The organism is Aquiflexum gelatinilyticum (assembly GCF_024741135.1).
GTDB classification, from domain to species: Bacteria; Bacteroidota; Bacteroidia; order Cytophagales; family Cyclobacteriaceae; genus Cognataquiflexum; species Cognataquiflexum gelatinilyticum.
This window is the reverse complement of sequence record NZ_JANSUY010000013.1, coordinates 226881-239775: the sequence shown is the minus strand read 5'-3', so window position 1 is coordinate 239775 and position 12895 is coordinate 226881. Positions and strand designations below refer to the sequence as shown.

Annotated in this window: 12 protein-coding genes; 4 read left to right on the top strand and 8 right to left on the bottom strand. The window is 40.2% G+C overall.

Translation table 11 applies throughout. The annotated features are described in order from the left end of the window. Positions 1–60 precede the first annotated feature (60 nt). The 7 genes from NU887_RS14800 to NU887_RS14770 all read right to left on the bottom strand — a co-directional run bounded on the left by NU887_RS14800 (position 61) and on the right by NU887_RS14770 (position 9434). Positions 61–816, bottom strand: a complete 756-nt coding sequence (locus NU887_RS14800; protein WP_241125922.1) for a LytR/AlgR family response regulator transcription factor — start codon at positions 814–816, stop codon at positions 61–63. Between the two features lie 145 nt (positions 817–961). Continuing rightward, positions 962–1696: a LytR/AlgR family response regulator transcription factor gene (locus NU887_RS14795; RefSeq protein WP_258424157.1), complete on the bottom strand. Its 735-nt coding sequence runs from the start codon at positions 1694–1696 to the stop codon at positions 962–964. Positions 1697–1708: 12 nt separating this feature from the next. Continuing rightward, positions 1709–2761: a sensor histidine kinase gene (locus tag NU887_RS14790; protein WP_258424156.1), complete on the bottom strand. Its 1053-nt coding sequence runs from the start codon at positions 2759–2761 to the stop codon at positions 1709–1711. 93 nt (positions 2762–2854) lie between these two features. Then, positions 2855–5686, bottom strand: a complete 2832-nt coding sequence (gene uvrA, locus NU887_RS14785; RefSeq protein ID WP_258424155.1) for an excinuclease ABC subunit UvrA — start codon at positions 5684–5686, stop codon at positions 2855–2857. Between the two features lie 164 nt (positions 5687–5850). Then, positions 5851–7680, bottom strand: coding sequence for an AsmA family protein (locus NU887_RS14780; protein ID WP_258424154.1), 1830 nt, complete (start codon positions 7678–7680; stop codon positions 5851–5853). Positions 7681–7749: 69 nt separating this feature from the next. Further along, entirely contained in the window at positions 7750–8697 is a 948-nt protein-coding gene (locus NU887_RS14775; RefSeq protein ID WP_258424153.1) for a lytic transglycosylase domain-containing protein, read from the bottom strand. A 2-nt stretch (positions 8698–8699) separates the two neighbouring features. Further along, a complete protein-coding gene (locus tag NU887_RS14770) occupies positions 8700–9434 on the bottom strand; it encodes an LOG family protein (RefSeq protein WP_258424152.1) in 735 nt (244 codons plus the stop codon). 189 nt (positions 9435–9623) lie between these two features. On the opposite strand from NU887_RS14770, the gene NU887_RS14765 reads away from it, so the two are divergent. From NU887_RS14765 to NU887_RS14750, 4 genes are all read left to right on the top strand, one after another. After that, positions 9624–10235: a YkgJ family cysteine cluster protein gene (locus NU887_RS14765; protein ID WP_258424151.1), complete on the top strand. Its 612-nt coding sequence runs from the start codon at positions 9624–9626 to the stop codon at positions 10233–10235. A gap of 65 nt (positions 10236–10300) precedes the next feature. Further along, entirely contained in the window at positions 10301–10660 is a 360-nt protein-coding gene (locus NU887_RS14760) for a phage holin family protein (protein ID WP_258424150.1), read from the top strand. Beyond that, complete coding sequence (locus NU887_RS14755; protein WP_258424149.1) at positions 10650–11024, top strand: hypothetical protein; 375 nt, start codon at positions 10650–10652, stop codon at positions 11022–11024. The genes NU887_RS14760 and NU887_RS14755 overlap by 11 nt, the downstream gene beginning before the upstream one ends. Then, positions 11014–11778, top strand: coding sequence for a geranylgeranylglyceryl/heptaprenylglyceryl phosphate synthase (locus NU887_RS14750; RefSeq protein WP_258424148.1), 765 nt, complete (start codon positions 11014–11016; stop codon positions 11776–11778). The genes NU887_RS14755 and NU887_RS14750 overlap by 11 nt, the downstream gene beginning before the upstream one ends. Positions 11779–11812: 34 nt before the next feature. Here the strand turns inward: NU887_RS14750 and NU887_RS14745 are convergent, their stop codons facing one another. Continuing rightward, complete coding sequence (locus NU887_RS14745) at positions 11813–12841, bottom strand: phenylalanine--tRNA ligase subunit alpha (protein WP_258424147.1); 1029 nt, start codon at positions 12839–12841, stop codon at positions 11813–11815. Positions 12842–12895: the final 54 nt, after the last annotated feature.

Genomic DNA, 12895 nt, shown 5'->3' with positions numbered 1-12895 from the left:
ACTGTTAGAAGGTGTTTTACCAACTATTTTTGACCATTAGATCTTCTTTTTCCTGAAAAATTAACTTTCAGTAATTGTATTCAGTTTAGCGAGGAAGCTGTTATAATATTGCCTACCTACTTGGACTACCGCACCCATTTTAAGGTTGATGTCTTTGGTGTTGAAGCTTTCTATCTGTGCAAGCTGCACAATAAAGGATTTTTGTACCCTCAGGAAAAGATGTGGTGGAAGTTTTTCTTCCATGTCTTTCATCGATTTTCTGATGGTGAAATTCCGTGCTTTGGTGTATATGGTAACCATATTTCCATTAGCCTCGACATAATAGATCTCTTCATAAGGGACCCTTTCATACGCATTGTCTGCTTTGATAAAAACCGCGTCTACGACAAGATACGGGCTTTCGTCCTTTGTTCTTACTGCTACGGTTTCTGCTGCAGGTTTGGTTCTTTTGTTGTAAAGCACAATTTCCACAATGGCATGGATGTCATTGGTGTTAAATGGTTTTACAATAAAACCTGCCGGATTGATTCTTTTTGCTCTTTCAATGATGGTAGGGTCACTGTATGAGGTCACATAAACTAACGGTGCATCGACCATTTGTTTGATGATTTCTCCCAATTCGATACCGTCTTTATCTCCCTTCAGCTTGATATCCATAAATACCAAGTCGGGTCTGTATTTTTTGACGACTTTGATGGCTTGGTTGGCGGAGTTTGCGATGTCAATGTTGACGTAACCTAAAAGTTCTAAAATCTCTTCAATGTTTTCGGCTATGTTTACATCATCTTCGACGATCAGGATTCTTTCCTCTTTCATATGATTTTTATCGGGAAATAATACGTTAAAATAATTATTAAATAGATTTTATTGGTGGTGAAAATTATACGAGTGACTATTTACAAATTTTAGTTTTCACAATCAATATTTATTTGAAATTTCTCTAATAATCAATTATTTCGTTTTATAAACTCATCATGTCCTTAAATCTTGCAGCCTGTCTTCTGCTGACTTCGATTCTGTCTCCACCTTTCAAAGTCACCACCAATCCTCCGTTGAACCAAGGCTCGATGGCCTCCACCCAACTCAGGTTAATGATGTGTTTTCTACTTGCTCTGAAGAATGATTTCTCACTCAATCTTTCATCCAAAGCATTAAGTGATTTGTGGATCATTGGCTTGAAATTATCAAAATATACTTTGATGTAGTTTCCGTCGGATTCAAAGAGTCTCACATTGGATAATTTTACAAACCAGCAACGGTCTCCGTCTTTTACAAACACTTGGTCATCAAGGGTAAGTTTTCGACCTGCAAAAGCCCCTATTTCCTCTGATTTTTCCTGGTTTTCATTCAGTTTTTTCAATAGACGCTCGATGGCTTCACCCAGTCGCTTTGGTTCTATGGGCTTCAAAAGGTAATCCAAAGCATTGACCTGAAAGGCTTTGATGGCATATTCATCGTAGGCAGTCGTAAATACAACATGTGGTACATTGTCCAATTCTTCCAACAAATCGAATCCCGTTTTTTCAGGCATTTGGATATCAAGAAAGACCACATCCGGTGCCAATGCCTCGATTTTTTCTTTGGCATCATCCACATTATTGGCTTCGCCTACTATCTCAACTTGGTCGTATTGGGAAAGCAAGTTGATCAGTTCTTTCCTTGCCAGTCTTTCGTCGTCTATTACAAGTGCTCTCATCTTATTGAATTTTTAACCTAATGTAGGGTTTTGTTTTGGAATTTTTATTTCGGTAATTACAAAATCACTTTCTGAATTGAATATCTTGAAGGAAGCCCGGTCACCATAAATGAGCTTCAATCGCTGCATGGTATTGTTGATCCCATGGCCTTCTCTTTCTTTTTTTCGGACCATTCCGTTGTTTTTCAACTGCCCGCTGTTTCTGACCTGAATGATCAGGTCATCGGTGATTCCTTCTTTGCATTTGATTTCTACCAATCCGCCTTTTACCCTTGTAGAAATACCGTGTTTGATGGCATTTTCAACAATAGTCTGCAGCATCATGGGCGGTATTTTATAATCATATGCCGAAGGTTCGATATCATATTTGACCTGGAGACGCTCCTCAAACCTGATAGTCTCCAAGTTAAGATAATCTTTTACTGTATTGATTTCATTTTCAAAATCGATTGTCCTCTTTTTATCCATCATCAGGGAAAATCTCAAGATATTAGATAGTTGGGTTATGGCAAGTTTCGCCTTTGCAGGATCTTCATCCACCAATGCACGCACGCTGTTCAAGGCGTTGAATATAAAATGGGGATTGAGCTGGCTTTTGAGATGGTTGAGCTGGATCTCATTGATTTTTGCCTGATACCTGAGGGATTGGTTATAGCTATCCAAGAAATGAAAAAGGAAATACACCATGCTCCAAAGCGAATAAAAGAGGAAGCCGACAAAGATATTTCCAGATATAACGATCAACCTAAATTCGGTTTCGGGATTGAGCGTACCAAATACCCAACTGATAATGATCTGGGCGATGGTATTCAAAATGCTGAGTAAAGCAAGGGTGAGTACAGTATTGGAAAGGAGCTTGGCGAAATCTAAGTTCAGCCAACCATATTTTTTGATTGCATATCGGAATGCATGGGTAGACAAAAAGTAAAAGGCCGCCAATGAAGAATATGCCCCTATCTGTACAGGGGTGATTCTTCTATCCAAAGAAACAAAGAAAAGGTTGATCAAAGCATATCCTGACCAACCCAAAATCTGTAATATCCAATATAATCTCGTCCTATTCATGGCCTTAGCTCAAATATAGACATGACCTCTTTATGCATTCATTGTTTTTTATTGATAGGTAAAATCAGGGCCTTTGGAGGTCATATACTTCTATCAGTTCAATTCTTCTCTTAGGAACTTTGCCGTATAGCTCATTTTGTCTTTAGCGATTTGTTCGGGAGTGCCTTCTGCAATGATCCTCCCTCCTTTTTCGCCCCCTTCATGACCAATGTCCACTACATAGTCAGCCATTTTGATCACATCCATGTTATGCTCAATGATTAGTACTGTATTCCCTTTTTCCACAAGTCTGTTTAAAACTTCCAACAAATGCTCAATATCCTGAAAATGAAGACCTGTGGTAGGTTCATCGAGGATATAGAAAGTTTTCCCAGTATCTTTTTTGGAAAGTTCGGTAGCCAACTTGACCCGCTGGGCCTCTCCTCCTGATAGGGTAGTAGCATGCTGTCCCAATGTAATGTAGCCAAGCCCGACATCATTAAGCGTTTGGATTCTTCTGAGGATTTTTGGTTGGTTTTCAAAAAACTCTACAGCTTGCTCCACAGTCATATCCAAAACATCGGAGATGGATTTCCCTTTAAATCGGACCTCCAAAGTTTCCCTGTTATACCGCTTTCCTTTGCAGGTTTCACATGGGATATGGACATCTGGGAGAAAGTCCATTTCGATCAGTTTCATTCCTGCTCCCTCACAATCTTCACACCTGCCTCCTTTGACATTGAAACTAAACCGACCTGGTTTGTAACCTCTGATTTTGGATTCCGGTAGTTCTGTAAATAATGTTCTGATATCAGAAAAAACACCTGTATAGGTGGCAGGATTGGATCTTGGAGTTCGTCCGATTGGGGATTGGTCTACTTCGATTACTTTGTCCAAGTGCTTCAATCCATCTATGCTATCATAGTTAAGAGGCTCTTTTTTTGAATTGTAAAAATGATGGTTCAATATCGGGAACAAGGTCTCATGGATGAGAGAACTTTTTCCGCTACCCGAAACTCCCGTGATACAGATCATCGTACTTAAGGGAAGTTTAAGATTTACGTTTTTCAGGTTATTTCCTTTTGCGCCTTTGAGTTGGAGGAAGTTGCCGCTTCCTTTTCTCCTTTCAGCGGGCACTTTTATTTTAAGTTCGCCTGTGAGGTATTTTCCTGTGATGCTTCTCAATTTCAAAAACTCATCCGGCGTACCGGCTGCCACGATTTGGCCGCCATGTCTACCTGCGCCGGGACCAATGTCCACCACATAGTCAGAAAGCAACATCATGTCTTTGTCATGCTCTACGACGAGGACAGAGTTGCCCAAATCCCGGAGGTCCTGAAGGGCTTTGATCAGTTTGACGTTGTCTCTTTGGTGAAGCCCGATACTAGGTTCATCCAAGATATACAGCACGCCAACCAATTGTGTTCCGATCTGCGTCGCTAGCCTAATCCTCTGGGCTTCCCCCCCTGAAAGGGTTCGCAAAGGCCTGTTTAATGAAAGGTAATCCAATCCTATATCCAAAAGGAATCCTATCCTTTTTCTGATTTCTTTCAAAACTTCTTTGCCGATAATCTGCTGTCTGTCTGACATTCTGCTTTCCAGACCTTCAAACCAACTTCCCAAGGCGGTAATATCCATCATGGAAAGCTCGCCGATGTGTTTTTCATCAATTTTGAAATGCAGGGCTTCTTTCTTTAGCCTATAACCATTGCAATCGGGGCAGGTTTTGGAAGTGGTAAATTCATTGACCCAATCCAATATTTTTTCTGTTCCGCCTTCCTGTTGTTTTTGGAGGAAATTCACTATTCCTTCAAAAGTTGTATGCCATTCTGTACCCGGGTATTTTACTGATTCTACAGCTACTTCTATCTTGTCTCCGTAAAGCAAAATATCGATGACTTCTTGGGGGAGATTTTCTATCGGTGTGGTAATGCTGCATTTGTAATGTTTCAGGATGGCTTCCACTTTTTTGAATATCCAAACATCCCTGTACTCTCCCAACGGCGCAATCCCCCCTCTGCTGATACTTAGACTGCGATCGGGAATGATATTTTCGATGGTAATTTCTTCGATAACCCCCAAGCCATTGCAAGTGGGACATGCCCCATAAGGGCTGTTGAATGAAAAGCTGTTGGGAGCGGGTTCATCATAAGACAGCCCGGTGACAGGATCCATCAAATATTTGGAAAAATGGTGGATATCTCCCTTCTCGTCCCGGAGCATGATGACTCCCTTGCCATGTTGAAGTCCCGTTTTCAGCGACTGACTGATCCGGAATCTATCTTCCTCCTCCGCTACAATTCTATCAATGACGATTTCTATATCATGGATTTTGTACCGATCCACCTGCATCTTAGGCACCACATCCATGACAACTCCATCAATCCGGACTTTTGAAAAACCCATTTTGCGGATCTGCTCAAACAGCTCCCTGTAATGCCCTTTTCGTCCTTTTACAATAGGGGCTAGGATGTAAAGTTTTTGGTTTTTGAATTTGTCAAACAATTGTTCAATGATCTGATCTTCTGTTTGACGGATCATTTTTTGCCCGGTGAGGTAAGAGTAGGCTTCACCTGCCCTCGCATAGAGCAACCTCATAAAGTCATAGATTTCAGTTACCGTGCCGACTGTAGATCTTGGGTTTTTGGAAGTTGTTTTTTGTTCAATGGAAATGACAGGAGATAAGCCATTGATTTTATCTACATCAGGGCGCTCCATGCCTCCCAAAAAAGAACGGGCATAAGCGGAAAAACTTTCCATATACCGCCTTTGTCCCTCAGCGTAGATGGTATCAAAGGCAAGTGAACTTTTTCCGCTTCCACTCAGCCCAGTGATGACTACCAATTTATTCCTTGGGATACTGATATCGACGTTTTTCAGGTTGTGTTCCCGAGCTCCAAAAATTTCGATAAATTCTTCTTTTTTCTCTATTGACAATTCTGACATGGAGGGATTTTGCATTTTATTCAAGCTTGCAAAAGTACGAATTATTGGGGGGGAATCCCAGATGAATCCTATCATAAAACCCCGAATAAGGAATTAAGGTTTATTAAAAAATGGGATGTAAAGGATATTTGCTGATAAGTACAGGACTTTAATTTTCCATCATGTCAGTTGGGGAAGGCAATTTCAGTTTTTGCCGCTTTTTTCTCTTCTCTTTTGGTTTTTCTTTCCAGCTTTTTATCTTCCTTTTGATGTTTTTTTGATTCCTTGGTTTCCTCTTTCGATGCGTTGCTTGAAGTAGCTGTCATCGATCCGAGGGGGCTTGCTTGTTTTTTATCCAAAGCTTTTTGCTTCATTTCTTCCATGCTTTCCTTGGTAATGGTAGATTTCATACCCGAAAAGATCAGCTTCCACCAATAGGCGAACATGGATTTGTGAGGTTCTCTGATGAAGTACACGTTTCCTTTTTGAACCTCACCTTTTTTATTGGGATTATTGGATTTGATGATGATTTTGTTTGCCAATAACGCCCCGATTTTTCTCAGCACTTTTTCATCTGATTCATAGTCTTTGTTCAGCAACTCTACTTCAAGGTTTTCATACCGGATAATCAATTCCCCTGAACCATCATAATCATTTGCAAGTATATTAAAATCCAGCCTGTTGATTATTCCTGATTTCAAACCTACTTTGGATTCGGGTTCAATCATAGAATTCAAAACTTTGAGGTTCATTTTTCCCATGGTTCCTTTTAAAGTAAATCTACCGTCAGGTTTTTCTAGGTCAAATTTGACATTGGCCGTCAGAGGACCTTCACCCATCAATTTTGCCGTAAGGTTCATTTCTAGCATCCTGTTTTTTCCTTGTCTCTCAACAAAATTGGAGACGTTTGTAATGTGGGCATTGATATCTGAAAAATACAAAAAGGCGGATCGGGGCGATGCGTTGTCGGGCCTCTCTTCGATTTTTATATAGGAATCGTTGATGAATAGATGTTCAATATGGATGATCTGCTTGAGGTTTTCCATTGTTTGATGGATCATTTGGGGCCTTTTATTTAGGTCCTCTTTCTTTCTTTTATCAACAAAAAGCTCCAGATGAAGTCCGTTTGCGGTAAGAGTATCCACTTCGACGATGCCTTTTTTGAGGTAGCTTCCAAAATTCACCCCTGCCAATTCCATTTTGGTTTTGCTGATGTCGATCCAACTTTGTCTTTCAGGAAACAAAGAAGTGTAGGCATATCGATCGAGTTTGTTGTGAAGCCCAATATACCCGAAAGTCATCTTCTTTGTTTTGGTGTCAAAAACAATGTCCTTTACCAAGGTTGACTGACGGAATTTATCAAAATGGAATTGGGCTTTTTCTATGCTGCCATGTATCATTTCCACATCAAAAAGAGCTTTTGGGTTTTCTATATCTTCTTTAGTAAGCCTAAATTCCTTTGCATTGACGTTCATGTTGACAAGAGAGACCCTGACTGAATCATAAAGATTGTTTTTTATTTGAACTGAAAAATCCTTCAAACTGAAGTTTTTTACTTCAATCAGGTCATACTCTTTGCCGTTTTTATTTTTCGGTTTTTTGGGTTCGTTAAAGAGAGAGTCCCAAGGAGGCGAAGAGGAAATGACTTTGATATTGTCCAGGATCGCCGAATCAACTGAAATGGTGTTTCTGAATAGAAATGGGAACCATTTGAATCCTGTCAGGTCAATGTTGTCCACTGTCAGATTCACTGTTATTCTCTCTTTCCCTAAGTTTTCTGAAGGGGTTACTTTTATGTTTTTGATTTTAAGGTAAGTGCCAAAATAATCGTAGTTGAGGGAAATGTCTCCAAAAGTAACCTCGTGCTCACCAAAACTGCTCGTGCGGGTAATCATATTGGATATCAGCCTGTCAGCATTACTGTTTAAGTATTTATTTACAACCGTAGGGATGCTTTTGAATGCAAAAAAACCAATGACAAAAATGACAGTAAATGCAATCAAGATTTTTTTCATAGAAAGGAAATAAACTGATTCAATTTATCTAAAAAATAAAGAGTAAAATAACTATTGATTGAAAATCCGTCAGTTTATGGGCAACTTGATGATATAATCCTGATTCCTACTGATTTTTAGCTTTTGGGATCTGAGCCAAGGGTTATGGATTTTCAATTCTTTGTAGGTACTGTTGTGGAGGATAGCCCAATTGGCCAGACTGTTAATCGATTGGGTTACTTTCAATTCACGAAAAAGCGGTTGCTTGTAAATGTCTTTTTCCGATAATTCAAATCCGTACTTACCCGGATTTTCAAAGATTTCCTTAAAAGCCAAAATTCTGAAGAGGTATCTGCTAGTCTCCTCCACGAGGAAGAGGTTGTAATAATTGCTTTGGTTTTGTTCTTCTTTTCTTTTTCTGATTCCGGTGATGCCGATATTATAGCTTGCTGCAACAGAGGTCCAATTTCCAAATTTGCTGTAGGCAGTTTTCAGGTACTTGCACGCCACCAAAGTTGATTTTTCGAGATGATATCTTTCATCCACATCGTCACTTATTTCCAGCTTATAATCTTTGGCAGTGCCGGGCATAATCTGCCAAAATCCCCTTGCACCAGCAGGAGAAACCACATTCATCAGGCCTGATTCGGTCATTGCCAGGTATTTGAAATCATCGGGCACTCCTTGATCCCGAAGTATTTTTTCAATTGTCGGCAGGTATTTGCCTGCTCTTTTCATCAGCAAAATCATATTGGACTGCCAATAGACATTGACATAAATCTCCCTTTCAAACCTTTCCATAACATCTGTTTGTTCAAGGGGAACCGGCTCATCTGCAAAAGTGAGTTTTTCGGGAATTTCAAAAATCCTCACTTTTGCTTCTGGGATGCTGATCGTAAATTTTTCTCCCTCCGCAGATTGGACTAGGACTTCTTCACCTTGCGGATTGCCGGATTTTTTCCCAAACTGTAGGTAAAGATTCCAAGCAAGAAGTGCCGCAATCAGGGTGTAGATAATAAAAAGGTGGTAGCGTCTCAAAATCAATAGTTAGGGGTGAGTAAATATTTGCTATAAAAATCATCGATTACTTTCACAGCTTCTGTCGCATCATCGACCAGATAAAATAGGTTAAGGTCTTCCCTGCTGATATAATTATATTTTTCCAACAGGGTATTTTTGATCCAATCGATGAGACCTTCCCAAAAGGCCTTGCCGACCAACACGATTGGGAACCTGCCTATTTTGATGGTTTGGATCAGCGTAAATGCTTCGAAAAGCTCATCCAAAGTGCCAAAGCCACCCGGAAGCACAACAAAGCCTTGGGAGTATTTAGTGAACATGACCTTTCGGACAAAGAAATAATCAAACATGATCATTTTATCAGGATCGATATAGATGTTTCCCTTGGCTTCAAAAGGGAGTTTGATACAGAGTCCGACAGACTTGCCGTTTTCTGAGCTTGCTCCTTTATTGGCTGCTTCCATGATTCCGGGCCCACCTCCGGTGATGACTCCATAACCGTGGCGGACGAGTTTAGCTGATATTTCTTCAGCCATGATGTAATGGGGATTATCAGAAGGAGTTCTTGCCGAACCAAAGACTGAAACACAGGGGCCGATTTTAGAAAGTTTCTCAAATCCTTCTACAAATTCAGCGATTACTTTAAAAATTGCCCAAGAATCCGCGCTTTTGATTTCATTCCAATCGCGCTCTTTAAAGGCTTTTCTGATTTTTTCTTCTCTCTTTTCTTCAAAATTGTCAAACCTGCTGCTCATTGTAATGCATTAAAATTGTTTTTTTCTCCTCTACAAATTTGGGTCGGATAAAGATAGGATTTAATGAATTGCAAAGGAAAGTAAGTACTGATAAATGGTGGAAACCAAAAACCCAAAAATGATTCGTTGAGAGCTATTGTTTTGATACAGAACTCTTTTTACTTTCGCAGGCTTTTAAAAATCGGGAACATGAATCTTCAACAGAAGTCGCAGGAAGTAAGAAGGGTATTTGAAGAATTGGATGCCGAAATCAAGCTATTTATTGATGCGAGTCAGATTGGCTGCATAGCAGGTTGTGGGTATTGCTGTTCCAATCCAAAAGTAAGCGCTTCGATATTGGAGTTTTTGCCATTGGCTTTTGATCTTTATGAAAAAGGGAAGGCCGAAAAAGCACTTGAGATTTTGGAAGCAAAAAGCGAAGCCGATTATTGTATCATTTATAAAGCCACATCACTAGATGCTGCGATGGGATTTTGTTCTGATTATCAAAACAGAGGAATGATATGCAGACTTTTTGGCTCCTCCGCACGAAAAAATAAAGAAGACAAAAAAGAGATCATTACCTGTAAGAAAATTAAAGAAGCCAAAAAGGGACAATACCAAGCTGCCTCCCATGCTGTAAATGAAGGGATGTCTGTTTCTTTGAGCAGCGATGCATATTCGAAACTGTACAACATTGACTTTCAATTGACTTCCGATCAGATGCCAATCAATCAAGCCATTGAAAAGGCACTGGAAGCGGTTTTGAGATTCAAATATTATGAAGGAAGTGAGGCATCGGATACGGCAGAAAGTTTCTGAAATGGTCTTTTTAGCGTATATTGTAAAGAATTAAAAATCTATCGGAGCTTCCTAAATTACCAATTATGCTGAATGTATCTGAAATCATACAAACGATCAAGCAGCTCATCGAGGTGAGGGTTCAACTTGTAAAAGATGAAATCAATGAGCAGGTTTCCACAGTCATGGCAAGGATGTTTCTCCTTATGGTTATGGGTACAGTCTCTGTGATGGTATTGTTTTTTGCAAGTTTTTCATTTGCATTTTACCTAAGTGATTTGATGCGTTCGCCTTTTAAGGGCTTTATGTACGTTGCCTTGATTTATTTGCTGCTATTGGTTTTGCTTTATTTCTTAAAAGATTCAAGGACACTTGTCCGTAGTTTTCAGGAAGTGATCAAAGCATTTATTTTCAGGCCAAAAAAAAGATCCGATAATGAAGAATGAGCTGAACAAAAAAGCGGAAGAACTTGAGCAGACTCTTAAAGTACAACTTGATATGGTCAAGAAAGAATCCGGGGATTATATCAAAATAGGAGGCGCAGTTCTCGCAGGAGGTCTTGTGGCTTTTGCTGCCTACCGGATTTTTGGAAGAAAAAAAAACAATAAGACAAAACGAGTCCTTCAAACTTTGGAAAGGGAAGGTCTTTTGGATGAAGAGATAAGAGAAAAACTTACCAGAAAACTTGAACCCGGATTTTTGGGAAGATTAAGTGCTGTGCTGCTTCCGATAGCGGTCAATTATGGAAGAGAACAATTTGCAAACAAGCTGAACGAACCTAAAATCAAACCCGGGGAGGATGCAAAATAAAGTAAGCCTCAAGTTTCGTGAATTGGCCGATTCCGGCCGAAAAGGAATTGCCTGGCTTATAGACCCGGATGATATACATTCTCCCATTCAATTTGAAGAGCAGGTGAGAGAAGCGGTTGAGCTTAAAATAGATTTTTTCTTTTTGGGGGGCAGTCTGATTCAACAAAACACAATAGGAGATATCATCAAATTTATCCGAAGCATTACCGAGGACATTCCCACTGTTATTTTTCCTGGTAATTCACTTCAGTTTTCACCTTTGGCAGATGCAATTTTATTTCTATCCCTGATTTCAGGAAGGAATCCGGATTTGCTCATTGGCCAACATGTTAGTATCGCCCCGATTTTGGACAAAAGTAAAGTAGAGGTACTTCCGACAGGCTACATGCTGGTAGATGGAGGTCAGACCACAAGTGTCCATTATATCAGTCAGACGATTCCTCTTCCAAACCACCATCCAGAATTGGCAGTTGCTACGGCATTGGCAGGGTATTTTCTAGGGTTACAGTATTTTTATCTTGATGCAGGGAGTGGGGCTCCTAATCCAGTGTCTCCTGAACTTATCAAGGCTGTCAAGAAAAAAATCAAATCGCCTTTGATGGTTGGCGGAGGACTGAATTCCAAAGAAAAAATACAAACAGCTTTTGCTTCTGGAGCTGACCTTGTCGTTCTGGGAAATGGAGCAGGAAAAAACCTTCAGCTAGTCCGTGAAGCAGCATCAATTCTGGAGACTTTTAGGGTATTTTCCAATTAAAAAGCGCTTTCCGGTTTCCCGAAAAGCGCTTGGTTCAAAGCATTGGTTTGAATTGCCGGAGAAACCTCACATCATTTTCTGTAAATAAGCGAAGGTCTTTGATCTGATATTTGAGCATCGCGATTCTTTCTATACCCATCCCGAAGGCAAAGCCAGTATATTTTTTGGAATCAATGCCACAATTTTCCAAGACATTGGGATCCACCATTCCAGATCCACCAATTTCTACCCAACCTGAGCCTTTGCAGACATTACAGCCTTTGCCTCCGCAGATCAGACAGCTGATATCTATCTCGGCACTTGGTTCGGTAAAAGGGAAGAAAGAAGGTCGGAACCTTACTTTGGTTTCTTTGCCAAACATCTCTTTGGCAAAATGATAAAGTGTATTCTTTAAATCTGCGAAGCCCACATTTTCATCCACATACAAACCTTCCACCTGATGAAAAATGCAATGTGCTCTGGCTGAAATGGCCTCATTTCTGTAAACCCTGCCCGGAGAAAGTGTCCTAATCGGAGGCTTTTGGTTTTCCATTACGCGCACCTGTACTGAGGAGGTGTGAGTTCTCAAAGCCACATCTGGATTTTTTTCCAAGAAAAACGTGTCCTGCATTTCCCTTGCGGGATGGTTTTCGGGAAAATTCAGTGCTGTGAAGTTATGCCAATCGTCTTCTATCTCAGGACCCTCAGAAAGGTTAAAGCCGATTCTTTCAAATATTTCGATGATGCGCTGTCTCGTTGCAGTCAATGGATGTATGCCACCTGCCGCGATATTTGTAGGCGGTAAGGTAAGGTCCTGATCAAAGGATTTGGTATGTTTTTTTGCAAGGTTGACCTGATCGATCAGCTCCTGAAATTTAGCATCGGCCATTTGCTTGACTTCATTGACCAATTGGCCATATTCCTTCTTTTGTTCATTTGGAATATTTCTCATTTCTGCAAAAAGCTCCCCAACCACACTTTTTTTGCTGATGAATTTCATCCTGTAAGCCTCCAATTCCTCCTCATTGCCGGCTTCAGCAGCGGAGATGGCGGATTTGATGGCTTCTATTTTTTCCTGATGCATATTTCATTCAATTTTTCAGAATCACAAATCTAAAACAAATGATGTGAAAAGCAC

Excerpts from the sequence above, each read along its gene's own strand:
- NU887_RS14755 (WP_258424149.1), top strand. The coding sequence starts at position 10,650 with ATGAAGAATGAGCTGAACAAAAAAGCGGAAGAACTTGAGCAGACTCTT.
- NU887_RS14800 (WP_241125922.1), bottom strand. The coding sequence starts at position 816 with ATGAAAGAGGAAAGAATCCTGATCGTCGAAGATGATGTAAACATAGCC.
- uvrA (WP_258424155.1), bottom strand. The coding sequence starts at position 5,686 with ATGTCAGAATTGTCAATAGAGAAAAAAGAAGAATTTATCGAAATTTTT.
- NU887_RS14750 (WP_258424148.1), top strand. The coding sequence starts at position 11,014 with ATGCAAAATAAAGTAAGCCTCAAGTTTCGTGAATTGGCCGATTCCGGC.
- NU887_RS14770 (WP_258424152.1), bottom strand. The coding sequence starts at position 9,434 with ATGAGCAGCAGGTTTGACAATTTTGAAGAAAAGAGAGAAGAAAAAATC.
- NU887_RS14760 (WP_258424150.1), top strand. The coding sequence starts at position 10,301 with ATGCTGAATGTATCTGAAATCATACAAACGATCAAGCAGCTCATCGAG.
- NU887_RS14780 (WP_258424154.1), bottom strand. The coding sequence starts at position 7,680 with ATGAAAAAAATCTTGATTGCATTTACTGTCATTTTTGTCATTGGTTTT.
- NU887_RS14795 (WP_258424157.1), bottom strand. The coding sequence starts at position 1,696 with ATGAGAGCACTTGTAATAGACGACGAAAGACTGGCAAGGAAAGAACTG.
- NU887_RS14765 (WP_258424151.1), top strand. The coding sequence starts at position 9,624 with ATGAATCTTCAACAGAAGTCGCAGGAAGTAAGAAGGGTATTTGAAGAA.
- NU887_RS14790 (WP_258424156.1), bottom strand. The coding sequence starts at position 2,761 with ATGAATAGGACGAGATTATATTGGATATTACAGATTTTGGGTTGGTCA.
- NU887_RS14745 (WP_258424147.1), bottom strand. The coding sequence starts at position 12,841 with ATGCATCAGGAAAAAATAGAAGCCATCAAATCCGCCATCTCCGCTGCT.